The organism is Gymnodinialimonas ceratoperidinii, from assembly GCF_019297855.1.
In the GTDB taxonomy this organism is placed as follows: domain Bacteria; phylum Pseudomonadota; class Alphaproteobacteria; order Rhodobacterales; family Rhodobacteraceae; genus Gymnodinialimonas; species Gymnodinialimonas ceratoperidinii.
In genome coordinates this window covers 3,113,264-3,137,169 of the sequence record NZ_CP079194.1, presented here as the reverse complement: position 1 = coordinate 3,137,169, position 23,906 = coordinate 3,113,264, and the positions used below count along the sequence as shown (strand labels likewise).

Sequence of the window (23,906 nt, the reverse complement as noted above, 5' to 3'; positions counted from 1 at the left end):
GTCACACTTTGCCGATAGGTCGCGCCCATGAGCTTTGCCGACTTCCTCAACGCCCCCTGTCCCAACCCCGTCGAGGTGCCGGACGCCGAAGGTCCAGCCCGGTTTTTCAACCGCGAAATGAGCTGGCTGGCGTTCAACTGGCGGGTGCTGGAAGAGGCGGTGAACCCCCGCGTGCCGTTGCTGGAACGGGTGCGCTTCGTCTCGATCTCTGCCGGTAACCTCGACGAATTCTACACCGTACGCGTCGCGGGCCTGCGCGAGTTGGCGCAAGAGGGCAATCAGCGCCCCGCCCATGATGGCCTGACCCCCGCCGAGCAACTGCGGCTCATCAACGCCGATGCGCGCAAGCTGATGCGCAAGCAGCAGGAAGCATGGGTCGACCTCCGCGCCGAGCTGGAAAAGGCGGATATCACCGTCGTCAGCCGCGAAGACCTGACCGATGCCGACAGCGCGCATCTGTCCGAAATCTTCCTCGCGCAGGTGTTCCCGGTCCTGTCACCGCTGGCCATCGACCCCGCGCATCCGTTTCCCTTCATTCCGAACGAAGGCATCGCGCTGGCCTTGCAGCTCAAGCGCGAGAGGGACGGCCGCGTATTGCAAGCGCTGCTCCCGATCCCCGGCCAGATCGACCGTTTCGTGACGCTCCCCGCTGACGACGGCGCGATCCGCATGTTGCCGATGGAGGAGTTGCTGCTGCTCAACATCGGGGTGCTCTTTCCGGGCTACAAGCTGAACGGCTCCTGCATGTTCCGCGTGCTGCGCGACAGCGATCTGGAGGTCGAGGAAGAGGCCGAAGACCTCGTGCGCGAGTTCGAGACCGCGCTGAAGCGCCGCCGCCGCGGGGAAGTCGTGCGCTTGCAGATCAGCGACGGCGCCCCGGAAAAACTGGCGCGAGAGATCATCGAGGAACTGCATGTCACCGGCGACGAGGTGGTCGAGGTCAAGGGAATGATCGGCCTCGTGTCGCTCAAGGAACTGGTCCGCGACGACCGATCCGACCTTCTCTGGCGCAGCTTCAATCCGCGTGTCCCCGAGCGGGTGCAGGACCACGACGGCGACATGTTCGCGGCGATCAACCAGAAGGACATGCTGCTGCATCACCCCTACGAGACCTTCGACATGGTGATCCGCTTCCTCGCCCAGGCCGCGCGCGATCCCAATGTGGTGGCAATCAAGCAGACGCTCTACCGGACCTCGAACGAAAGCCCGATCGTCGAGGCGCTGTGCGAGGCGGCCGAGAACGGCAAATCCGTCACCGCGCTGGTGGAGTTGAAGGCCCGTTTCGACGAGGCCGCCAACATCCGCCAGTCTCGCAAGCTCGAACGCTCGGGCGCGCATGTCGTCTACGGTTTCATCAATTACAAGACCCACGCCAAGATCAGTGCCGTGGTCCGCCGCGAGGGCGACCGGCTGGTTACCTACACGCATTTCGGCACCGGCAACTATCACCCGATCACGGCGCGTTTCTACACCGACCTCAGCCTCTTCACCAACGACGCAGCCCTCGGGCGCGACGCGACGAAGGTGTTCAATTATATCGGCGGCTATGCCGAGCCGGAGGTTCTGGAAAACCTCGCCATCTCGCCCTTGATGATGAAGCGGACGCTGATCGACGCGATCAAGGCCGAGGCCGAATACGCGCGCGCCGGAAAGCCTGCGATGATCTGGGCGAAGATGAACTCGGTAATCGAGCCCGACGTGATCGACGCGCTCTACGACGCAAGCCAGGCTGGCGTCAGGATCGACCTCGTGATCCGCGGCATCTGCGGCCTGCGCCCGGGCATCAAGGGGCTGAGCGAGAACATTCGCGTCAAATCCATCGTCGGGCGGTTCCTTGAGCATTCCCGGATCGTCTGCTTTGGCAACGGCCACGGGCTGCCGGCGAAAAAAGCGCGGGTGTTCATCAGCTCCGCCGACTGGATGGGCCGCAACCTGAATCGCCGGGTCGAGACCTTGGTCGAATGCAAGAACCCCACGGTAAAGGCGCAGATCGTCGGCCAGATCATGGCCGCCAACCTCGCGGACGTGGCGCAAAGTTGGGTGTTGCAGTCCGACGGCACCTATAGACGCCCGGACCTCAGCGAGATCGACAACCCGTTCAACTGCCACCGCTTTTTCATGGAAAACCCTTCGCTCTCCGGCCGCGGAAGTGCCGGCGCGAAGGATGTGCCCGAGTTGACCCACAGCGAAGATTGACCGCTTGCCCGCACGCGTGTCAGAATTATCCCGATAGTCCCTGGAGGCCCGGATGGGTGACACAGATCCCGATTTCGGCCCCTTTGGCCTGCCCCTGTTCGACGGTCCGGAAGCCCGGTCGCTGGCCCGCGTGGGGGTCATCGACATCGGCTCCAACTCGGTGCGCTTCGTGGTCTTCGATGGCGCGGCCCGCTCGCCGGCCTATTATTTCAACGAGAAGATCCTCTGCGGCTTGGGGGCAGGCTTTGCCGAGACGGGCAGGCTGAACCCCGAAGGCCGGGTCCGTGCGCTCAGCGCTCTCAAACGGTTCGCGGTGCTCGCGCGCGAGATGGACGTGACCCCGATGCTCACCGTGGCCACCGCCGCCGTGCGCGACGCAGAGGACGGGCCGGACTTCCGGGCCGAGGTTCTGTCTCACACAGGGCTCGAAATCCGCGTGCTCGACGGCGCGGAAGAGGCGCGCTTGTCGGCTCAGGGCGTGTTGCTCGGCTGGCCCGGAGCCGAGGGGCTGATCTGCGACATCGGCGGCTCGTCCATGGAACTGGCCGTTCTTCTGGGCGGAGGCGGCGTCGGCACCCGGCGCACCTCCGATCTCGCGCCGCTGAAGCTGATGGGGCTGAAGGGCGGCAAGAAAGCCGTGCGGAAGCATATCAAGGAAAAGGTCGCCGAATTGGTGGCCGAGTTTCCCGAAAGCCCCAAGCGCCTGTTTCTGGTCGGCGGCTCCTGGCGGGCGATTGCCCGCATTGACATGGCGCGGCGCGACTACCCCCTGCGGGTGCTGCATGAATACCGGATGACGCCCAAGGCGATCATGAACACGATCACCCACATCCACGAGGTCGACCTCGACGCGATCCGTTCGGAAACCGGTACGTCATCCGAACGGATGCGGCTGGTGCCGATGGCGTCGCTGGTGCTGAAGGAGCTGGTCCGGCAGATCAAGCCGAAGGAGGTCGCGATCTCCAGCTACGGGATCCGCGAGGGGCTTCTCTACGATCAGATGTCCGACGCCCTGCGCCACCGTGATCCGCTGATCGAGGCCGCCCGCCACGCCGAGGCGTCCTCGGCCCGCCATCCGGGCTTTGGCCGCGCGCTCTACCGCTTTGTCGAGCCGCTCTTCTCCGGCGCCCGGCCGCACAAGAAACGACTGGTCCGCGCCGCCTGCCTGCTGCACGACGTCAGCTGGCGCGCGCATCCCGATTACCGCGCCGAGGTCTGCTTCGACAACGCCACCCGTGCCAATCTCGGCGGCCTGACCCATGGGGAGCGCATCTACCTCGGTCTCGCCCTGCTGCACCGTTACAAATCCAACCGCGCGGGCACCGGCTTCAACGCCGATTTGCTGAGCCTTCTGTCCGACGACCGGGTGCAGGAAGCAGAGATCCTCGGCCGCGCCATGCGCTTCGGCGCGATGTTCGCCACCGCCAATCCCATCGACCATGGCAAGCTGAAGCTGCGCCCCAAGAAACGTGAGTTGATCTTGACGCTGACCTCGGAGGAGGGCCGCGATCTTTTCGGCGAAGTGGCGAAGTCGCGATTTGAATCGCTGGCAAATGCAATGGGCGTGGAACCAATCGTTAACGGAGCACGTTCACTCTCCAGGTAGGGATTTCCGCAATGCCTTGCGGAGGTCAAACGTCCTAGACCTGCCTCAGTGCTGAAAAGCGCCTATCGGAGAGATTGCCATGACTGCGTTGAACGTGATTGCCTGCTCAGCTGTACTGCTGATCTTCGTAATGTTCGCGGTCATGGTTGCTGCCCCTGTCTCTGCCGGCGTGCTCTAAGGCCTGTCCCATCGGTGCGGCGGGCGTTGTCCCTTGTCCCGCTGCACCGACCTTCCCTTGTTCACTGACCCTTGCGGCCCCTTCGGGGGTCGTTTTTTTTTGGGACGCGCGACGCGGGAAGGTAGGGTTTGCCTGCCTTATCTGACGCCGCCGATGCCGGTATCGTGAGATCATCGGAGAGAAGGAGCTGCCCAGATGTCTATCATGAACCTCTTGTCCATCACGCTCATCGCCCTCATCCTCGGCGCGGCGCTGGCCCTGTTTCTGGGCGTCCGCTCGGTCGCCGCGCAGGCCTCAAGCGCCCCGCTTGCCGCGCCCCAGGCCATCGCCGCCTTGTGAGACTTTTCCCTTTGTCGTAGACCGCGAGGAACGCCCATTTCCCAAGGTCTCGTTCCATGCGCCTCAGCCGCTACTTCCTGCCCGTCCTCAAAGAAACGCCCGCCGAGGCGCAGATCGTCAGCCACCGCCTGATGCTGCGGGCAGGCATGATCAAGCAGGTCAGCGCCGGCATCTATTCCTGGCTGCCGCTCGGCTACAAGGTTCTCAAGAACATCGAACGGATCGTCCATGAAGAGCAGATCCGCGCCGGCCACATCCCGATGCTGATGCCGACCCTGCAATCGGCCGATCTCTGGCAGAAATCCGGCCGTTTTGATGCCTACGGCCCCGAGATGCTGCGCCTGAAGGACCGCCACGACCGCGACATGCTCTACGGTCCCACCAACGAAGAGATGATCACCGACATCGTCGGCACCTATGTCACCTCCTACAAGTCGCTGCCGCTGACGCTCTACCACATCCAGTGGAAGTTCCGTGACGAGGTGCGGCCGCGCTTCGGCGTCATGCGCGGGCGCGAGTTCCTGATGAAGGACGGCTACAACTTCGACCTCTCGAAGGAGGCCGCGCTGCACGCCTACAACCGCCACCTGGTAAGCTACCTGCGCACCTACGAGCGCATGGGCCTGCAGGCGATCCCGATGCGCGCCGACAGCGGTCCCATCGGCGGCGACTACACCCACGAATTCCTCGTGCTGGCCGAGACCGGCGAGTCGGAAGTCTTCTACGATGCCGAGATCACCGAGCTGAAGTTCGGCGACCGCGAGATCGACTACGACAGCGTCGAGCAATGCGCCGAGGTGCTGACCGAGTTCACCTCGCGCTACGCCCGCACCGACGAGACCCACGACGAGGCCGCCTTCGCCGAGGTCCCCGAGGATCGCCAACGCTCCGCGCGCGGCATCGAGGTCGGGCAGATCTTCTACTTCGGCACCGAGTATTCCGAGAAGATGGGTGCCTACGTCCAGAACGACGAGGGCGAGCGCGTGCCGCTGCACATGGGCTCCCACGGGATCGGCGTCAGCCGCCTTCTTGGCGCGATCATCGAGGCCTCCCACGACGACAAGGGCATCATCTGGCCCGAGGGCGTGACGCCCTTCCACTGCGGGATCGTGAACCTCAAGCAGGGCGATGCCGAGGCCGACGCGGCCTGCGAAGCGCTGGAAAAGGCGCTGGAGGCCGAGGGTCTGGAGCCGCTCTACGACGACCGCAATGAGCGCGCCGGCGGCAAGTTCGCCACCATGGACCTGATCGGCCTGCCATGGCGCATCACCGTGGGCCCCCGCGGGCTGAAGAACGGCGTGGTGGAACTCACCAGCCGCCGCACCGGCGAAAGCGAGGAGATGACGCCCGAGGCCGCCGTGGTGCGCGTCGCCGAAATCTACGCCGCCCACAAGCCGGTAAACCCGGGCGTCTGATTCACCCCGACAAACACCGACCCGCCCGCCGCATCCGACGTCTGGCGGGTCAGCCAACAACCGGCCACGCGCCCCCTATTCATCTTTTCAAAAATACGGCGGGGGGTCTGGGGGCTGGCCCCCCAGTTCACGCCCTCAGCGCACCGCTACGCCTAACAAATAAGGCACGAACTATTTCGCCTCAGGCGTATCCGGCATCGGCGTCATGACGTCGCCACCCGCCTCCAACCGCGCCAGATCGGCGAGAATGTAATCCACATACATCGCCACGTTGCGATCGAAGGGTTCTTCCGGCTGGTCGTCGGTACGGCTCTCCACCCCGATGATCTGGAACCGATTACCATTTTCGATGAAGAGCGGTGAGCCACTGTCGCCCTGCAGCGTATCGCATTCATGTTCCAGCACATTTTCCGGCGCGACCTCGATCAAAGGACAGGACAGGTTGCCGGTCAGCACGCCCTGCTGATCGTAGCTGTAGCCCGCCTGCATGATCGCGGGTCCGCGCCCCTGCATCATCTCCGCGATCTGATCCGCGGTCAGCGGCGCGATATCCATCCAGCCCAACTGCTCGCCCAACGGCTCCTCGAGGTAGATGAACGCATAGTCCGTGCCCTCCTGTTCGCCGTTGATGTACCCCTCCGCGGCATAGAAGCCCGTCACCCCCGACCGCGCCACATGGGCGCCGTTCTGGAACCCGGCGAGGAACTCCACGGGCGGCGTGTCGACCTCGCCATCCTGAATGATGCAATGGGCCGAGGTCAGGACCGTGGCCGGGCCGATCAACGTGCCGGTGCAGCTCGCCGCGGACAGGTCCACGAAGCCGATCATGTTCCACGGCGCCGTTGCAGCATCGATGACCACGCGGTCATCATTGCCGAAAAAGGCCCGGTCGAAATTCCGCTCGGGCATGCCCAGTTCGGTGATGAAAACATCCGCCGTGGGGTAGTTCGGCGCGACGTCCTCGTAGGTGCCGACCCAGATGTCGTATTGGCCCTCCAGCGGCGTCTCGAAGTGGAGCGCGGGGTTGAGGTCGACCGTGTCGTCATTGCAATGCCACGACCCGTCCGGTGCGTTGATCAACATGACGGTGTCGGCCCGCGCCTCCACGTAGACCGACAGCGGAAAGCCGAAGTCGGCGGTGGTAAATTGCAAGCGAAGGTCGGGCGCATCGGCGAAGTAGCCCGCGCAGCGATTGCCAGTGTTGGCATCGGTATATTCACCCCGGATCGTGCCCCCGGCGGCCAATGTCGTGCGATGGGGATCGGGCTGGAAATTCGACACCAAGCTGACCTCACCAAAGGTGGGCGGCAGCGCGGGATCCTGAGCCTGAACGGGGAGGGCCGCCAGAAGGAGGGCGGCGGCGAGGGCAGGCAAGGCAAGGGTCTGCATGGTCTTTTCCAATCGATGAGCGGCCCATCGGGGCCAAAGGGCCGGCGACTACACCCGCCGCCGCCCGAACGCGTTACTTGACCACCGGCGCGGGCATCGCCGCGGTTCCTGTCTGCGTGCCGCTGAGCGCCTGAAACTCGCGCACGATATTGCCGACATACATCGCCACGTTCATGTCGAAGTCCTGCTCCGGCTGGAAATTGGTGTGGGATTCCACGCCGATGATCCGGTAGCCGTCGCCGTCCTCCACGAAGAGGGGGGACCCGCTGTCGCCCTGCACTGTATCACATTCGTGCTGCAAGGTATTCTGAGGACCAAGCTGCACGAAGGGGCAGCTCAGGTTTCCGGTCAGCACCTCGGGTTGGTCGGCACTGTAGCCGGCCTGCAGGATCTCGGGCCCGTTTCCATTGGCGAAGGCCGAGAGCTCAGCCTGGCTCAACGTGCCGATCTCCATCCACCCCAGTTGCTCGCCAAGGGGCTGTTCCAGAAAGAAAAATCCGAAGTCCATGCCCTCCTGCTCGGCCACGCGCCACATCTGCGGCACGTGGTATCCGGTCACCCGCGAAGTCGCGACGGCCGAGCCGTTCTGGTAGCCTGCGCGGAAGGTCAGGGGCGGGTTGTCCTGTTCGCCGAGGTTCACGAGGCAATGGCCGCCGGTCAGCACCACGTCCGGGCCGATCAGGGTGCCGGTGCAGCTGCCCGATTGCATCTCGACCAGCCCGATCATGTTCCATGGCGCCTGTGTCGGATCGAGGACCACGCGGTCGTCCTCGCCAAAGAACGAGCGCCGGATCTGCGGCTCGAAAGGCGCCAACGCGGTGAAGCCCAATTGCGCGCCGGGGTATTCGCCCTGGGTGTCGCCATAGGTGCCGACCCAGATGTCGTAGGTGCCGCTCTGTGGCGCTTCAAAGGTCACCGCACTGTCGAGACCGAAGGTGTCGTCGTTGCAATACCAGCGACCGTCGGGGCCGTTCACGAGCAAGACCGGATCGTCATAACTCTCTGCAGTGATTGAGAAATCATCGCCATTCGTCGCGTCATAGACGACGCGGAAATCAGGCGCTTCGGCAAAATACCCGCGGCAGACGTCGCCACTTGCGGCATCGGTGAACGAGCGCTGCATATGCCCGCCGGCGAGCAAATAGACCGAGTTGGGATCGTTGGAAAAACCCGCCTGCAGGTTCAGGATGCCGAAGGTCGAGTTCAGCGCGGGATCCTGCGCGAGGGCGGGGGAGAAGGGAGCCGAAATCAAGAGGGCCGCAAGGGTCAGGTGGCGCATAGCTCACCTCCAGTTGGAAATATATGGAGACAAACTACGGGCCGAGCGCGGCTTGGGGCAAGTTTTCTCGGCGGGGAATAATCGTGATTTGGGGACGGGAAAACCTCCAGTGACATCCGTACACTGGGCCGTACACACCCTGTACACCCCCATCGCATCCATCAAATTTTAACGGATTTGTGGGAATCTGGCCGGGATCGAGACCCCAAGGACCAGCAGATGCCGCCGAAATTCACCGACAAGACCCTCACCAAGTCCGAGCGCTACCACCACTTCTACATGGTCGATGCCATGCGTCGGTTCGAATACGACATGCACAACGCCATCGCCCTGCACGGCCGCGTGCCGCCGGCGTGGCATGACCTGTCGACGAAGCGCAGCTCCGAGACGACCCGCGTGACCGTGCGGCTGGATACGGACGTGGTGAAATGGTTCAAGTCGATGGGGCCGGGATATCAGCCGAGGATCAACGCGGTGCTGAGGTCCTTCATGCACGCCAAGCTGATGGGGCTGTTGCAGGGCGACGAGACCCTCGACATGTTCCGCGACCCGATGCACGAAGGAAGCCGGAAGCCGCAATGGGGAGACATGGCGCGGGCGCGGGGGGAGGGGTGAGGGGGCGTTGGGCTGGAGCCCGGTCTATGGACATGCGGACCCGCCCGGAACGAGGCCGCAGGCCGCCGGGCGAGCGCCAGCCCGCCCCACCGGGGTGGCGCTTCTGCGGGTGTCGTGCCGAGTTGAGAGGGAGGACGGGTTTGGCAAGAATAAAGTGCCGAGATGGGAGGTTGCAGCGCCTCCCCGGCGGGCTGGCGCACGCCCGTCTTGAGTATGAATTGTTGCGTCGGGTTACATCATATTCGGCTCTTGGATGAACCGTTTGTAATCCGGATTTCGCGATCGCTAAAATGCGCGACGGAGGATTTCGCCGAGTGCGACAAAGGTGCGGACGCAGTGCGGGCCGTGGCGTTTCTGGAGCGGCGATTGGGGCGAAGGGGGCTGTTAGCCTACGTGTGTTCTGCTTGGGAGCGCCTACGCAGTGCAATCGCAATTTCGGAAAGCGTTCCCAGAACAAGTGACCAGAACATCAGGCGGTAACTGTCCTTCATGAATTGCGGAGTTTCTGCGAAGGGGACGCCATTGAGATACTGTACTTCAGTATCTTGACCGATGATGAATGCGATCCCGCTCAAAATTCCATATAAGCTTGCGATCAACATGATGACAGCGGCTACGCGTGCGAGAAATGCGAAGAACATTATTATCGCCTTTTCAATCACCGGGGCTCCGCCCGTGAATTGACCGAAAGGTCCACCGGACCTTTCGCCCGCGTCGCGGGTTCGTCAATTCACCCCTGCAACGCCCGCACCACCGTCTCGCCTTCGCGGGCCGAGACCATCGCCTGGGCCGCCGCGTGGGCACCGGCCAGCGTGGTGAAATACGGGATCTTGTCCATCAGGGTGACGGCGCGCATGGAGCGGGAGTCCTCGACGGCTTGGGCGCCTTCGGTGGTGTTCATCACCAGCGCCACGTCGCCGTCCTTGAGGATGTCGATGATCGTGCGGCCGCCCTCGTATTGCTTGTTCACCACGTCGCTCTCGATGTCGTGCTCGGCGAGGAAGGCGGCGGTACCCGAGGTGGCGAGGATGTGGAAGCCCAGATCCTTCAGCATCCGCGCGGTGTCCACGAGGTCGGCGGTCTTGTCGGCCTCCTTGATCGAGAGGAAGACGGAGCCGCTTTCGGGCAGGTTCACGCCGGCGCCGAGCTGTGCCTTCAGGAAGGCGCGGGGGAAGGAGCGGTCCCATCCCATGACCTCGCCGGTGGAGCGCATTTCCGGCCCCAGAAGGGTGTCGACGCCGGGGAAGCGGGCGAAGGGCAGGACGGCCTCCTTGACCGAGAACCACGGGGTGCGGAAATCCGAGAGCGACATCGGATCGCCCGGAATGATCGGGGTGTCCTCGTCGACCGGCACGTGCGGCTTGGCCTTGGGAAAATCGGCCAGCTTCTCGCCCGCCATGAGCCGCGCGGCGATCGAAGCGATGGCGCTGTCGGTGGCCTTGGCGACGAAAGGCACGGTGCGCGAGGCGCGGGGGTTCACTTCGATCAGGTAGATGACGTCGTTGCCGTCGGCATCGGGCTTCACCGCGAACTGGATGTTCATCAGGCCGACCACGTTGAGCGCCTTCGCTAGCGCCTCGGTCTGGGCGATGATGCGGTTCTGCACGTCGTCCGACAGGGTGTGGGGCGGCAGCGAGCAGGCGCTGTCGCCGGAGTGGACGCCTGCCTCTTCGATGTGCTGCATGATGCCCGCGACATGGACGTTTTCGCCGTCGCAAAGCGCATCGACGTCCACTTCGGTGGCGCCGTCGAGGTAGCTGTCGAGCAGCACGGGGCTGTCGCCGGAGACAACCACGGCGTCGCGGATGTAACGGTTGAGCTGCGCGGTATCGCGGACGATCTCCATCGCGCGCCCGCCCAGAACGTAGGAGGGGCGGATCACCAGCGGATAGCCGAGCGCCTCGGCCGCGGCCTTGGCTTCCTCGTCGGTCGTGGCGATGGCATTCTCGGGCTGCTTCAGGCCAAGTTTCTGCACAAGCTGCTGGAAACGCTCGCGATCTTCCGCCAGATCGATGGCGTCGGGCGTGGTGCCGAGGATCGGGATGCCGGCCTCTTCCAGCGCATTGGCAAGCTTGAGGGGCGTCTGGCCGCCGAACTGGACGATGACCCCGTGCAGGGTGCCGTTCTGCTGCTCGACGCGCAGGATCTCCAGCGTGTGCTCCAGCGTCAGCGGCTCGAAATAGAGGCGGTCCGAGGTGTCGTAGTCGGTCGAGACCGTCTCGGGGTTGCAGTTGACCATAATGGTCTCGTAGCCCGCGTCCGACAGCGCGAAACAGGCGTGGCAGCAGCAGTAATCGAACTCGATGCCCTGGCCGATCCGGTTCGGGCCACCGCCGAGGATCACGACTTTCTTGGCGTCCGAGGGGCGCGCCTCGCATTCGGGCTCGCCCATCACCGGGGTCTCGTAGGTGGAGTACATGTAGGGCGTCTGCGCCTCGAACTCGGCGGCGCAGGTGTCGATGCGCTTGAACTGGGCGTGGACGCCGGCGGCAGCGCGCGCGGCGCGGACGTCGGCCTCGGGCAGTCCGGTCAGTTTGGACAGGCGTGCGTCGGTGAAGCCCATCATCTTGACGCGGCGCAGGCCCTTTTCGTCGGCGGGCAGGCCGTTTTCGCGGATGCGGGCCTCTTCCTCGATGATCTCGCGGATGCGGGCGAGGAACCACGGGTCGAACTTCGTGACCGCCTGGATGGTGTCGTCCGAGAGACCGTGGCGCATGGCCTGCGCGATCACCCGGATGCGGTCCGGGGTCTGCTGGCTGAGCGCCTTGGTGATCGCGGCGGGGTCTTCGCCCGCGCCGGGGATCTCGATCTCGTCAAAGCCGGTGAGGCCGGTTTCCATCGAGGCCAGCGCCTTCTGCATCGACTCGTGGAAGGTGCGGCCGATGGCCATGGCCTCGCCTACGGATTTCATCGCGGTGGTGAGGAAAGGCTCGGAGCCGGGGAATTTCTCGAAGGCGAAACGCGGGATCTTGGTGACAACGTAGTCGATGGTCGGCTCGAAGGAGGCGGGCGTGACCTTGGTGATGTCGTTGTCCAGCTCGTCCAGCGTATAGCCCACGGCCAGCTTCGCGGCGATCTTGGCGATCGGGAAGCCCGTGGCCTTGGAGGCCAGCGCCGAGGAGCGCGAGACGCGGGGGTTCATTTCGATGACGACCATGCGGCCGTCTTCGGGGTTCATCGCCCATTGCACGTTGGAGCCGCCCGTCTCCACCCCGATCTCGCGCAGCACGGCGATGGAGCCGTTGCGCATGACCTGGTATTCCTTGTCGGTGAGCGTCAGGGCCGGGGCCACGGTGATCGAGTCGCCCGTGTGCACGCCCATCGGGTCGACGTTTTCGATGGCGCAGACGATGATGGCGTTGTCGGCCTTGTCGCGGACCACCTCCATCTCGAATTCCTTCCAGCCGAGCAGCGACTCGTCCACAAGGATCTGTGCCATGGGCGAGGCTTCCATGCCCGAGCGGCAGAAGAATTCGTATTGCTCGCGGTTGTAGGCCACGCCGCCGCCGGTGCCGCCAAGGGTGAAGGCGGGGCGGATGATCGCAGGCAGACCCACGTATTCGATGGCGTCGATGGCTTCCTGCACGCCGGCGTTGATGTCGAACTTGCCGTCCGCCCCCTTGGGCGCGGTGATGATCGTGGCCTTGGGGTTCTCCAGCCCGATGCGGTCCATCGCCTCGCGGAACAGCTTGCGGTCCTCGGCCATTTCGATGGCGGGGCGCTTGGCGCCGATCATCTCGACGCCGAATTTCTCCAGCACGCCCATCTCTTCCAGCGCCAGCGAGGTATTCAGGCCGGTCTGCCCGCCCATCGTGGGCAGCAGCGCGTCGGGGCGCTCTTTCTCGATGATCTTGGCGACGACTTCGGGGGTGATCGGCTCGATGTAGGTGGCATCGGCCAGCTCGGGATCGGTCATGATCGTGGCGGGGTTCGAGTTGACCAGGATGACCCGGTAGCCTTCCTCGCGCAGGGCCTTGCAGGCCTGGGCGCCGGAGTAGTCGAACTCGCAGGCCTGTCCGATGACGATGGGTCCCGCACCGATGATCATGATCGAGTTGATATCAGATCTTTTAGGCATGGTGTCCCCCGACGATGTGGCTGCGCCCGCTGGCGATATGTCTGCGCCCGCTGGCCTGCGGGCAAACTGTCGGCGTTATAGACGGGCCGACCGTGGGTGCAAGGGCGGAAGGGGCGCCGGGCCGGGAAAAGCGCGGGGCCGGCCGGGGTCCATGCGCTGACCGCGCGGATGGATCGGTTTGCGCGGGGCATAGGGGCCTCGGTGGCGGTCATGCGGGGCAGGGTGGAGGCGGGCGGGAAATTAGGGCTGGAACTGCGCCGGAATCACGCCAAGTGTCGGGAAGTGCCTTTATTCCTTTCATTGGAGCCTTTGCCATGAACGACACTCCGAAAGCCATTTTGTTCGGTGCCATCGGCGCGCTGGTCGAAACCTCGGACATGCAGCGGCGCAGCTTCAACGGCGCGTTCGAGGACGCCGGGCTCGATTGGGAATGGGGGCGCGAGGAATATGCAGAACTGCTGCGGACCCCCGGCGGCGTCCAGCGCATCGCGGATTATGCCGCCGCGCGCGAGGAAGAGGTCGACGCCGAGGCGGTCCACGCGGCCAAGGTGGCGCATTTCCGGGCGCGCGCCGAGGCCGAGGGGCTGACGCTGCGCGCCGGCGTGGCCGAGGTCATCGCCGCCGCGCAGGAAGCGGGCGTGGCGCTCGGCTTCGTGACCAGCACCGGCAAGGAGACCATCGAGTTGCTGTTCTCCGGCTTGGGCGAGGCGCTGGATCGCGGCGTCTTCGACTTCATCGGCAACCGCACCATGGTTGAGGAGGGCAAGCCGGACCCCGAGATCTATCAGATTGCGCTGGGTGATCTGGGGCTGACGCCGGAGGAAGCGGTGGCGATCGAGGACACTCCCGAAAGCGCCGAGGCTGCCGTGCGCGCCGGTGTGCCTTGCATCGGCTACGTCGGCGCCGAGGCGCGCGGCCGCCGGTTCCCCGACGATGTGCGGGTGGTGGACCGGATCGACCCGTCGCTTTTCGGAATGACCGACGCGGGATAGTGCTAGGCGGCGTGTGGGCAGATCGGGGCGAGAAAGAAAGGCCGCGCCTGTGGAGCGCGGCCTTTTTGCTTGGTCAGCAGTGGCGACGAGGCCGCGTCTCGAATTATCTCAGAGAGCGGGTTTCCCGATGCCGCGGAATGGCACCGATATGACTTAGGGCAGGTAATCCGCCGGATCGACCGCCTCGAAGCCGCGCCGGACCTCGAAGTGGAGGAAGCTGGGATCACCGCTGGCGATCTGGGCGACGGTCTGGCCTTGGCTGATGCTGTCGCCGCGCGACACGGTGATGTCCTGGATATTGGCGTAGACGGTCAGGAGGCCATTGGCGTGGCGGATCACGAGGATCGGCACCTGGTCGGTGTCCTGGGTGATCGCGGCCACGGTGCCGTCTGCCGCGGCGCGCACGGCCGTGCCGGCGGAGGCCGAGATGTCGATGCCTTCGTTGCCGGAGCCGTAGCCCCGCACGATGGCGCCCGAGACCGGCCGGATGAGCGGTGCCGAGGATTGCGCGGGGGCGGGCGCAGGCGCCGGTGTGGCGGGGGCGGGCGTGGCCGGTGGCGTGGCCCCGGTGCCCGTGCCTTCGAGCGCCGGCAGGGCGGCTGTTTCGATGGTGCCGGGCAGCGGCGTGGCGGCCGAGGGGGGCAGGGGCGCGATGCTGTCGCCGGGGCGGCTGTCATCGGCGATCTGAGCGGTCTCGATCACGATGGGGATCAGCAGGTACTGACCTTCCCGCACCGCGAGGTCCGGGCCGAGGCCGTTCCATTCCGCGAGGCTGCGCACCGAGACGCCGTAGAGGCGGGCCACGGAATAGGCCGTCTCGCCGCGCGAGATGCGGTGGCGCACAGGCTCCTGCCCGTCGGGGAGTTGCGGCGTGCGAGGTGTGCCAACGCCGGGCTCTGCCGCTTCGATGGCCGCGCCCGCGATGGAGGCGATGTCGGTGCCGGAGGTCGCGCCACCGTCGACGCGGCGCGGCAGGGCCAGAACCTCGCCCTCGCGCAGCGTGTCGTCCTGGGAGCGACCGTTGTAGGAGGCCAGCTCGGAGGCCGACAGACCGATGCGCGCGGCGATGCTGGCCACCGTGTCACCCCGGCGCGCTATGGCGACCTGGTAGCTGTCGTAGGAGATCAGGCCGCGGCTGTCCGGGTCGGGGCGTTCCGCCGTGGTCACCGTGCCGCGCGGCGCGTTGGGGCGGAGATCGAAATCCCATTCGGCGGGCGCGCCGACACAGGCAGCAAGAAGAACGGGCGCCAGAAGGGTCAGCCTTCGCGCGGGAAAATACTGTGTGATCAGGCGCATGGCGCTCGAACCTTCCTCAAATGTACGGAGCCCGCGGCTCTCTTGCGGCATATGTTACACATCTTTGCCCGGTTTCGGAAGGGCCAGCCTTGGCGGGATGCGCGCAGGGAGAGCGGGGGATTGAGTTGTATTGGCCAAGATGAAGGGGGAGCGGCGGTGGGTGGCCTCGGGCCGGGGCGCTTGGTGTGGGGGGTGATGCGGGGGGGCGTTTGACGCGTTACTCGCGGGCGGTGCCTTCGACGAGGGGCACGAAGCGGACCGGCATCAGTTCTTCGTAGTCGTAGCCTTTCTCGAGTCGGGAGACCTTGATCAGGCTCTGGACCGTGTCGGACTGGCCGACGGGCACGACCATCACGCCGCCCACCTTGAGTTGCTGCATCAGGGGGCCGGGCGGGTCTTCCGCGGCGGCGGTGACGAGGATGCGGTCGAAGGGTGCTTGGTCGGGCATCCCGAAGGAGCCGTCGCGCGTCAGCACGGTGATGTTGGCCATGCCGAGCTTGGTGAAGACCACTTCGGCCTCGCGGGTGAGGTTGCGGTGGCGGTCGATGGTGTAGACGCGGCGTGCGAGGTGGCTGAGGATCGCGGCCTGGTAGCCGGAGCCGGTGCCGACCTCCAGCACCGTGTCGCGCGGCTGTACGTTGAGGGCCTGGGTCATCAGGCCGACCACGGAGGGCTGGCTGATCGTCTGGCCCGAGCCGATGGGCAGGGGCATGTCCTCGTAGGCGCGGGAGGCGAAATGGCCGCGGACGAAGGCGCCGCGGTCGACGCGCTCCATGGCGGTGAGCACGCGTTTGTCCATCACGCCTTTCTGCCGCAGCTGGTAGAGGAACTGCATCTTGCGTTCCGCATCAAAGCCGGCGTCTTCGCGTGAACCCTCGGTCATTCGATGGCCGCTTTCAGGGTGCTGAGGCGGTCATAGGCGGTGAGGTCGGCGCGCATCGGCGTGACCGAGATGAAGCCGTCGAGGTTGGCGGTGGCGTCGGTATCGGCGCCCGAGGGCACGTTTTGCGGCGCGCCGGTGATCCAGAGGAATTTGCGGCCGTTGGGCGCGATGTCGGCGCGCATGCCCATGCCCGAGGTGTTCTCGCGGAAGCCCTGGCCCACGGCGCGGATGCCGCGCACCTCGGCGGCTGGCAGGGGCGGGAAATTCACGTTGTAGAAGAGCTTGTAGGGGACGCTCTCAAAGGCACCGGGCATGGCGAGGATCTTGCGGATCACCTCGGCGCCGTGGTGGGCGGCGGCCTCGAACTGGTTGTCGAGGCCGATGTTGCCGGGGCCGTAGTATTGAGACAGGGCGATGGCCGGTACGCCCTGGATCGCGGCCTCGATCGCCGCGCCGATGGTGCCGGAATAAAGCGTGTTCTCGGCCGAGTTGTTGCCCTTGTTGACGCCCGACAGGACGAGGTCGGGGGGCGTGTCCATCAGCACGTCATGCAACGCCGCAAGCACGCAGTCGGCGGGGCTGCCTTCGGCGGCAAAACGGCGCGGGCCGAACTCCGAGATCATCGTGGGATGGGTGTAGGAGATGCAGTGGCCGACGCCCGATTGCTCGAAGGCGGGCGCGACGGTCCAGACCTCCCCTTCGGGGCCGGCAAGATCGGTGGCGATGGCGTGGAGGACTTCAAGGCCGGGGGCGTTGATGCCGTCGTCATTGGTGATGAGAATGCGCATGTCTGCGGGTGTATCTTGTGCCTGCCGATGCGGCAAGCGGTGCGGCGCCTCGGTGGCGCGGGGCTAGCGCCGGGCGAGGGCGCGGACGGCGAGCACCAGCAGCAGGAGCGCGCCTGCGGCGGCGGTCATGGCATAGAGGGTGGGCCAATTCACGACGGCGATGCCGAACGCGCCCCAAGCGGCGGCAGCCGGGTAGGTTGGCGTGCCGTGGCGCAGGGTCACGAAGGCGGCCACGATCAGCGCGGCGGGCAGGGCGATCCAGCTGGCGAGCGCGGCGGTCATCACGCCATAGCCCGCCGCCAGCGTGGCGAGGCTGACGAAGGAGGCCGCGGTGAGCCAGCCCGCGTAGAGGCCGAAGGGCCAGCGGCCCCAGGCCACATCGGTGCGCGGCAGTTTCACCATCGCCATCACGGCGGTGACCAGCATCACGAGGATCAGGATCGTGGCCCAGACCGGCGAGGCATTGGCGATGGGAATCCAAGCCGCGCCAACGACGAGAGAAACCAGCGCCCAGGGCCGGTGCGGTTCCCATGCCGGCGCGTCGGCGCGCTTCAGCAGGCCGAAACCCGTGCCCGCGATCAGCCAGAGGTAGATCACGCCCCAGATCGAGAAGGCCCATCCGGCAGGCTGGATGGGCGGGTTGTCGACGGGCTCGGGGAAGCGTCCCGGCTCGAAGCCCGAGAAGGGGTTGGCGAAGAAGGGCACCACGGCGAACGCGATGGCCGCCACAAAGACAGCGATCGCCAAGGCGCGGGCGGTGGAGTGGGACGGGTCGGAAGAAGTGCTGGCCATGGCCGGGGAACGCGCGGCACGGGACCGCGGTTCCCCGGAGGCGCAGATTAAGTCAGCGTGCCGTCGGCGCCGATCCGGGTCTTGCCCCCAAGCCAGGGGTGCAGCGCGGCGGGCAGGTCGACGGAGCCATCCTCGTTCTGGCCGTTCTCCAGCACCGCGATCAGGCAGCGCCCGACGGCAAGGCCGGAGCCGTTGAGCGAATGGACGAACTCGGGCTTGCCGCCAGCGCTGGGCTTGAAGCGCGCGTTCATCCGGCGGGCCTGAAACGCGCCGCAGGTGGAGACCGAAGAGATCTCGCGGTAGGTGTCCTGCCCCGGCAACCACGCCTCGATGTCGAAGGTCCGGGTGGCGCCGAAGCCCATGTCACCGGCGCAGAGCAGCACGGTGCGGTAGGGGATTTCCAGCTTGTCGAGGATGCCCTCGGCGCAGGCGAGCATGCGCATCTGCTCGTCGTCGGAGTTGTCGGGATGGGTGATGGAGACCATCTCGACCTTCTCGAACTGGTGCTGGCGCAGCATCCCGGCAGTGTCACGGCCCGCGCTGCCGGCCTCGGACCGGAAGCAGAGCGAGTGGGCGGTGTAGCGACGGGGCAGGGTGGCCTCGTCGATGGTGTTGCCCGCGTCCAGCGAGGTCAGCGTGACCTCGGAGGTGGGGATCAGCCACCAGCCGTTGGTCGTCTGGTAGCTGTCCTCGGCGAACTTGGGCAGCTGGCCGGTGCCATACATGGTCTCGTCGCGCACCAGCACGGGGGCGTTGACCTCCTGCAGGCCGTTTTCCTCGGTGTGAGTGTCGAGCATGAACTGCGCCAGCGCCCGGTGCACGCGGGCCACGGCGCCCTTGAGCGTCACGAAACGCGCGCCCGAGAGCTTGGCGGCGGTCTCGAAATCCATGTTGGCGGCGACGCCCTTGATCTCGAAGTGCTCCTTCGGGGTGAAGTCGAAGCTGCGCGGGGTGCCGCGGCGGTGCTGCTCGACGTTGTCCTCCTCGTCCGCGCCGGGGGGCACGTCGGGATGGGGCAGGTTGGGCAGGGTTTCCAGAAGCGCGGTCAGCTCGGCGTCCTTGGCCTTGGCCTCTTCGTCAAGGCGGGCGATCTCGTCCTTCTTGGCGGCGACCAGCGCGCGCAGACGCTCGAACTCGGCCTCATCGCCCGAGGCCTTCGCACGGCCGACGTCCTTGGAGGCGGCGTTGCGCTCGGCCTGCGCCGTCTCGGCCTGGGTGATCGCCTCGCGGCGCGCGGCGTCGATGGCGAGAATATCGGAGGAGACAGGAGACAATCCCCGAAGCGCCAGGGCGGCGTCGAATGCGGCAGGGTTCTCGCGGATCGCGCGGATGTCATGCATGGGGAGCCTCCTTCAATTGATGCGCGCGGTATGCCGGAAAGAGCCGCGGGGGGGAAGGGGGGAGGTTGGTAGGCTGGGGGTTGTAGGGCGCGCGCCGGTGGGGCGGCGGAAAGTTTACCTAGGGTCAACTTGGGTTTCGTGCGAGACTGTCCACTCTGAGCCCCGCAATGGGGCTTACGATCTGGGAGGATCTGCAAATGTCTTTTTATTCCGTATCACATTGGGAAACGACTGACTGGACCGATGAAATGGAGGCGCTGGCGCGCGACAAATACGTGCCGCTGGTCAAGGGGCTGGGCGCCGAGAGCGTGAACATGGTCCGCACGGGCGACCGGACGTTCATCGTCGTCACCAAATACGCGGATCAGGCAGCGGGCGAGGCTGCCCAAGCCCGCATCGACGAGATCCGCACGGAAGCGGCCGAGGAACTGCCGATGAAAATGTCGAGCGTCGAGCGCGGCAGCACCTTCGCCAGCGGGTGATCGGCCAAGGCAGGGAAAGGGCTCCGCCGGGGGGCGGGGTCGTCTCAAGGCGGTCATTTGGACGAATAAAAGCTCGGGAGAGGCACATGCACAGAGGTTTCATATGGGCCATCGCCGCCGGGCTGCTCGCCCCCGGCGCGGCCATCGCGCAGGAGCGCATCGATCTGAATGTCGTCTACCCGCTCAACCAGGAGGTGTTCCCGCTCCACGACGGGGTCTATTTCAGGCAGGACAACCGGGGGTTCTACGAGGTGGTCGAGGGCCCGCTGGACGGCGGCGTGGCGCGTTGCATCGGCGCCGGATTCGCGGGCCGAGGGGTGAACACGGTCGAAGGGATCTGCATCATCGGGGAGCAGGCCGACACCTTCACCCTGCGCTGGTCGGTCGACGACTCCGGTTTGTCGAACAACTGGACCATCGTGGCGGGCACAGGCCGGTTCGAGGGCGCGAGTGGCGACGGCATCGCGACCAGCGGCGTCGAGATCATGTACCGCGCCATGCCCATGCGCCAGACGCATATCGTCGGGATGATTGCGGGGGTGGCTGAGTGAGGGGGGCTTGTCGATACATGCTGAGGCACGCTTGCCATGACCCGTATTAGGTACTGAACTTTAGGAACCCGGTCATTGAGTGACAGAGTGAGAGACAGTATCGCCCGCGCTTGACGCGCGGGCGATAGCTTAATCTCACCATCAGACCTAATCAGGTTAAGTCAGTCGGTCGGCCCGCGATTGCACCACCTGCCGCAGCGGCCAGACCCAACAAGGATGCAAGCGCTGCAAGCAAAGCGGCTGTAGCTGCTGCATCGACTGCTGCATCGGCGGCGTCCAAAGCTTGCGCTTGAGCTTCTTCAAATGCAGCCTGAGCTTCAGCAATAGCTTCCTCGGCATCGGCCCGCAGGTCGTCCAATTCAGCTTCGACCATATCGACATACGCCGTCGCTTCTTGACGAGATAGGCCCGTGCGGCGCTCCAAAACACGCAGCGCCTCTGCACGATCTTCTTCATTCAAAACAGCGTTCTCACCCCCGACGAGCGTGTCGGCCAATTCCGAAATTTCTTGTCCAGCATCCGTTGGGGACTGCAGGATGCTCGTCGCCGTCCCGAGCACTGCACGGCGCGCACGGGCTTGTTCGGCGCGACTGATGACTGCACGGAAAGCCTCTCTGGCTTCTTCCTGAAAGTTCGCAGGCGTAATACCGTTTTCACGCAACCGCGCGGCGACCGGATCGGGCAGGTCTTCCATGCCGATTTGGCTGACAGCCAAGTCAGGGAGGTTGACATCGTCAGGAATAACCGCGCTCGCGGCGTCGCCTACGCCAGATGCCGTTGTGGAAATTGCAGAACCAGCCGTGTTCAGCGCTGCACCCGCCATATTGAAGAGCCCGGCTCCCGCGCTGACCGCCAGCCACGCCGCCGCGAGGGTTGCAACACCCCAAACAGCAGCGCCGTGCAGGATCGAACCCGCCACGTGAAGAACGCCCGCCAAGCGACCTGCAACGTAGCCACCGACGCCTAATGCGACGAACTGACTAATGAACAACCAGATGGGCGAAGCTGTCGGGACAACCCCAAACGGATTACTGGAATCCACTTCGATTGCTGTCAGACCAATGCCCATTCCCAAAAGAGCGAGCATGAAGAACACTGCCAACCCGACGACGGAGCCTGCAATGATGGCCCCCCATGCCGTCCTGCCCCCTCTATCGAGTTCAACCTCTGAAACAATCGAAGGTGCGGTCCGGGTGTCTGACATGGGAATGTCCTCTCTGCTTAATTTAGTACTAAACCCCTTAAGCGGTGTTTGGTTCCGATGGCGTTTTCTCAACCGTTTACCGTTCGCGACAGGTTGGCTGGACGCGGCCATTGAAACTGCCGCGGCAGAAATCACCTAGACCCATGCGGCGTACCGTAATGCGTCGGAATTGCTGCGAGTTTGACGAGAGGCCAGCCCGGCAAAGCTGCACCGCAGCACTCCGCCACATGACGAACGGGAGCTTTGGGCCGCGAAGCGCCGCTAATCACCACCACCACCACCGCCCCCTCCGCCCCAATCGCCGCAACCCGCATCAACCTCCCCCCATCCCCCTTGCACCCCGCGCAGCCTGCTCCCATCTGGCTGGCAGGCACGCATTGCACTCGCTGCACCGCGCCCTTAGGGTGCCGCAAATTTCGAGGTCTGGGTCGCGTGGGTGGCCGGACTGCCAACTTCGGGCCGCGCGCGGCCTCTTCATGATAAGGACGCAAGCCCATGGAAGCCTTCAGTCAGGTTGTTCCGCTGATCCTGATCCTCGTGATCATGTATTTCTTCCTCATCCGCCCTCAGCAAAAGAAGGTGAAGGACCATCAGGCGATGGTCGCGGCGCTGCGGCGCGGGGATGAGGTCGTCACCCAGGGCGGGTTGATCGGCAAGATCACCAAGGTCAAGGACGACACCGAGGTCGAGGTCGAGGTTGCCAAGGACGTGAAGATTCGCGTGCTGCGGCCGACGATTGCGCAGGTCCGCTCGAAGACCGAACCCGCCAACGACTGATCTCCCCGGTCTCGAGAACGTAAGGACGCCCCCATGCTGCAGATCCCTCTCTGGAACCGGCTGCTGATCATTCTGACGGTTCTTGTGGGCCTCAGCTTTGCGATGCCCAACTTCTTCTACGGCACCGTCGAGCGGCACAATGATGCCGTGGCGGAGATCGAGAGGACGGGAACCCAGACGCCGGAGCAGGAAGCGGATGTGGCGGCCTGGCCGTCGTTCCTGCCGGCGACGCTGGTGAACCTCGGGCTCGATCTGCGGGGCGGGGCGCATCTGCTGGCGGAAGTGCAGGTAGAAGACGTCTACACGCAGCGCATGGACAGCCTCTGGCCGGAAGTGCGCGACGCGTTGCGCGACGAGCGTGACACCGTGGGCACCATCCGCCGGATCGACGCCGAGGACGGGCTCTTGCAGGTGCGGATCAGCCAGCCGGAGGGCATGGCCGCGGCAGTGGCGGCAGTGCGCGAGCTGGGGCAGCCGGTCGTGAGCCTGACCGGTGGTTTCGGCGAGAGCACGCTGGATGTGAGCGGCGCGGGTGACGTGATCACCGTGCAGCTCAGCGAATCCGAGCAGGCGGCGACGAATGACCGGACCTTGCAGCAGAGCATCGAGATCGTGCGCCGCCGGGTTGATGAGGCGGGCACGCGGGAGCCGACGATCCAGCGTCAGGGATCGGATCGCATCCTGATCCAGGTGCCGGGCATCGGTTCGGCGCAGGAATTGAAAGAGCTGATCGGCACCACCGCGCGGCTGACCTTCCACCCGGTCGTGGGCCGCGCCAGCAGCCCCGATGAAGACACGGACTCGCGGCAGATGATCCTGCCGTCGGTCGATGAGGGCGGCGGGTATTACATCCTTGAGGAGACGCCTGTGGTCACGGGCGATGACCTCGTCGACAGCCAGCCGGGCTTCGATCAGCAGACCGGTGAGGCCATCGTGACCTTCCGGTTCAACCCCACGGGCGCGCGGGCGTTCGGGGAATATACGGCCGCCAACGTGGGCGCGCCCTTTGCAATCGTGCTCGACGAAGAGGTGATCAGCGCGCCAGTCATCCGCTCGGCCATCACCGGCGGGGCGGGGCAGATCAGCGGCAACTTCAACGTCGAGAGCTCGACCGAGCTGGCGATCCTGCTGCGCGCGGGCGCGCTGCCGGCGGAAATGACCTTCCTTGAAGAACGCACCATCGGGCCGGAACTGGGCGCGGACAGCGTCAAGGCCGGCGAGACGGCAGCCGTGATCGCTTTCGCCGCGGTGCTGATCTTCATGGTGGCGAGCTACGGCCTGTTCGGCGTCTTCGCCTCGATCGCGCTGATCCTCAACGTCGGCCTGATCTTCGGGGTGCTCTCGCTGATCGGCGCGACGCTGACCCTGCCGGGCATCGCCGGGATCGTGCTGACCATCGGTATGGCGGTGGACGCCAACGTGCTGGTGTTCGAACGCATCCGAGAGGAACTCAAGACAGCCAAGGGGCCGGCGCGGGCCATCGAATTGGGCTACGAGCGGGCCCTGTCGGCGATCATCGACGCCAACATCACGACCTTCATCATCGCGACGATCCTCTTCGTGCTGGGCTCAGGCCCGGTGCGCGGCTTCTCGGTCACGCTGGGGATCGGGATCGTGACCTCGGTCTTCACCGCGATCTACGTGACGCGCCTGTTGCTGGTCTTCTGGTTCGAGCGCAAGCGCCCGAAAAAAATCGAGGTATAAGA

General features: G+C 65.2%; 20 protein-coding genes. 10 read left to right on the top strand and 10 right to left on the bottom strand.

The window, feature by feature from the left end:
- Positions 1–27: 27 nt before the first annotated feature.
- From KYE46_RS15215 to proS, 4 genes are all read left to right on the top strand, one after another.
- A complete protein-coding gene (locus KYE46_RS15215; RefSeq protein WP_219001707.1) occupies positions 28–2,196 on the top strand; it encodes an RNA degradosome polyphosphate kinase in 2,169 nt (722 codons plus the stop codon).
- 52 nt (positions 2,197–2,248) lie between these two features.
- Positions 2,249–3,802 (top strand): Ppx/GppA family phosphatase, encoded by a 1,554-nt coding sequence (locus KYE46_RS15210; protein ID WP_219001705.1) that lies wholly within the window; start codon positions 2,249–2,251, stop codon positions 3,800–3,802.
- A 373-nt stretch (positions 3,803–4,175) separates the two neighbouring features.
- Positions 4,176–4,319: a hypothetical protein gene (locus tag KYE46_RS15205; RefSeq protein ID WP_219001703.1), complete on the top strand. Its 144-nt coding sequence runs from the start codon at positions 4,176–4,178 to the stop codon at positions 4,317–4,319.
- Positions 4,320–4,375: 56 nt separating this feature from the next.
- Complete coding sequence (gene proS, locus KYE46_RS15200) at positions 4,376–5,734, top strand: proline--tRNA ligase (RefSeq protein ID WP_219001701.1); 1,359 nt, start codon at positions 4,376–4,378, stop codon at positions 5,732–5,734.
- A 171-nt stretch (positions 5,735–5,905) separates the two neighbouring features.
- Here proS and KYE46_RS15195 read toward each other — a convergent pair whose 3' ends face one another.
- Together KYE46_RS15195 and KYE46_RS15190 are read right to left on the bottom strand one after the other, a co-directional pair.
- A complete protein-coding gene (locus tag KYE46_RS15195) occupies positions 5,906–7,123 on the bottom strand; it encodes a trypsin-like serine peptidase (RefSeq protein ID WP_219001699.1) in 1,218 nt (405 codons plus the stop codon).
- Positions 7,124–7,196: 73 nt separating this feature from the next.
- The gene (locus tag KYE46_RS15190; RefSeq protein ID WP_219001697.1) at positions 7,197–8,402 is read right to left on the bottom strand and encodes a trypsin-like serine peptidase; all 1,206 of its coding nucleotides are present in this window, start codon (positions 8,400–8,402) and stop codon (positions 7,197–7,199) included.
- A gap of 219 nt (positions 8,403–8,621) precedes the next feature.
- On the opposite strand from KYE46_RS15190, the gene KYE46_RS15185 reads away from it, so the two are divergent.
- A complete protein-coding gene (locus tag KYE46_RS15185) occupies positions 8,622–9,017 on the top strand; it encodes a BrnA antitoxin family protein (protein ID WP_219001694.1) in 396 nt (131 codons plus the stop codon).
- Between the two features lie 389 nt (positions 9,018–9,406).
- Here the strand turns inward: KYE46_RS15185 and KYE46_RS15180 are convergent, their stop codons facing one another.
- Both KYE46_RS15180 and carB read right to left on the bottom strand, forming a co-directional pair.
- Positions 9,407–9,658 carry a hypothetical protein gene (locus KYE46_RS15180; RefSeq protein WP_219001692.1) on the bottom strand — a complete coding sequence of 84 codons (252 nt, stop codon included), beginning with the start codon at positions 9,656–9,658 and terminating at the stop codon, positions 9,407–9,409.
- Between the two features lie 89 nt (positions 9,659–9,747).
- Positions 9,748–13,095: a carbamoyl-phosphate synthase large subunit gene (gene carB / locus KYE46_RS15175; protein ID WP_219001690.1), complete on the bottom strand. Its 3,348-nt coding sequence runs from the start codon at positions 13,093–13,095 to the stop codon at positions 9,748–9,750.
- Positions 13,096–13,409: 314 nt separating this feature from the next.
- Here carB and KYE46_RS15170 point away from each other — a divergent pair, with 314 nt between their 5' ends.
- Positions 13,410–14,087: an HAD family hydrolase gene (locus tag KYE46_RS15170; protein ID WP_219001688.1), complete on the top strand. Its 678-nt coding sequence runs from the start codon at positions 13,410–13,412 to the stop codon at positions 14,085–14,087.
- 153 nt (positions 14,088–14,240) lie between these two features.
- On the opposite strand, the gene KYE46_RS15165 is transcribed toward KYE46_RS15170, so the two are convergent.
- From KYE46_RS15165 to serS, 5 genes are all read right to left on the bottom strand, one after another.
- A complete protein-coding gene (locus KYE46_RS15165) occupies positions 14,241–15,383 on the bottom strand; it encodes a M23 family metallopeptidase (RefSeq protein WP_219001686.1) in 1,143 nt (380 codons plus the stop codon).
- Positions 15,384–15,600: 217 nt separating this feature from the next.
- Positions 15,601–16,266 carry a protein-L-isoaspartate(D-aspartate) O-methyltransferase gene (locus KYE46_RS15160; protein WP_219001684.1) on the bottom strand — a complete coding sequence of 222 codons (666 nt, stop codon included), beginning with the start codon at positions 16,264–16,266 and terminating at the stop codon, positions 15,601–15,603.
- Positions 16,263–17,054 (bottom strand): 5'/3'-nucleotidase SurE, encoded by a 792-nt coding sequence (surE, locus tag KYE46_RS15155; RefSeq protein ID WP_219001682.1) that lies wholly within the window; start codon positions 17,052–17,054, stop codon positions 16,263–16,265. Before surE ends, KYE46_RS15160 begins: the two co-directional genes overlap by 4 nt.
- Before the next feature lie 63 nt (positions 17,055–17,117).
- The gene (locus KYE46_RS15150) at positions 17,118–17,846 is read right to left on the bottom strand and encodes a tryptophan-rich sensory protein (RefSeq protein ID WP_219001680.1); all 729 of its coding nucleotides are present in this window, start codon (positions 17,844–17,846) and stop codon (positions 17,118–17,120) included.
- 47 nt (positions 17,847–17,893) lie between these two features.
- Positions 17,894–19,186, bottom strand: a complete 1,293-nt coding sequence (gene serS, locus KYE46_RS15145) for a serine--tRNA ligase (protein WP_219001678.1) — start codon at positions 19,184–19,186, stop codon at positions 17,894–17,896.
- 197 nt (positions 19,187–19,383) lie between these two features.
- On the opposite strand from serS, the gene KYE46_RS15140 reads away from it, so the two are divergent.
- Both KYE46_RS15140 and KYE46_RS15135 read left to right on the top strand, forming a co-directional pair.
- On the top strand, positions 19,384–19,668 hold the full coding sequence (locus KYE46_RS15140) for a hypothetical protein (protein ID WP_219001676.1): 285 nt from the start codon (positions 19,384–19,386) through the stop codon (positions 19,666–19,668).
- A gap of 86 nt (positions 19,669–19,754) precedes the next feature.
- Positions 19,755–20,219, top strand: a complete 465-nt coding sequence (locus tag KYE46_RS15135; RefSeq protein WP_219001675.1) for a hypothetical protein — start codon at positions 19,755–19,757, stop codon at positions 20,217–20,219.
- A 151-nt stretch (positions 20,220–20,370) separates the two neighbouring features.
- On the opposite strand, the gene KYE46_RS15130 is transcribed toward KYE46_RS15135, so the two are convergent.
- The gene (locus KYE46_RS15130) at positions 20,371–21,423 is read right to left on the bottom strand and encodes a hypothetical protein (protein ID WP_219001674.1); all 1,053 of its coding nucleotides are present in this window, start codon (positions 21,421–21,423) and stop codon (positions 20,371–20,373) included.
- A gap of 495 nt (positions 21,424–21,918) precedes the next feature.
- On the opposite strand from KYE46_RS15130, the gene yajC reads away from it, so the two are divergent.
- Positions 21,919–22,200: a preprotein translocase subunit YajC gene (yajC, locus tag KYE46_RS15125; protein ID WP_219001673.1), complete on the top strand. Its 282-nt coding sequence runs from the start codon at positions 21,919–21,921 to the stop codon at positions 22,198–22,200.
- Between the two features lie 33 nt (positions 22,201–22,233).
- Entirely contained in the window at positions 22,234–23,904 is a 1,671-nt protein-coding gene (secD, locus tag KYE46_RS15120; protein WP_219001672.1) for a protein translocase subunit SecD, read from the top strand.
- Positions 23,905–23,906: the final 2 nt, after the last annotated feature.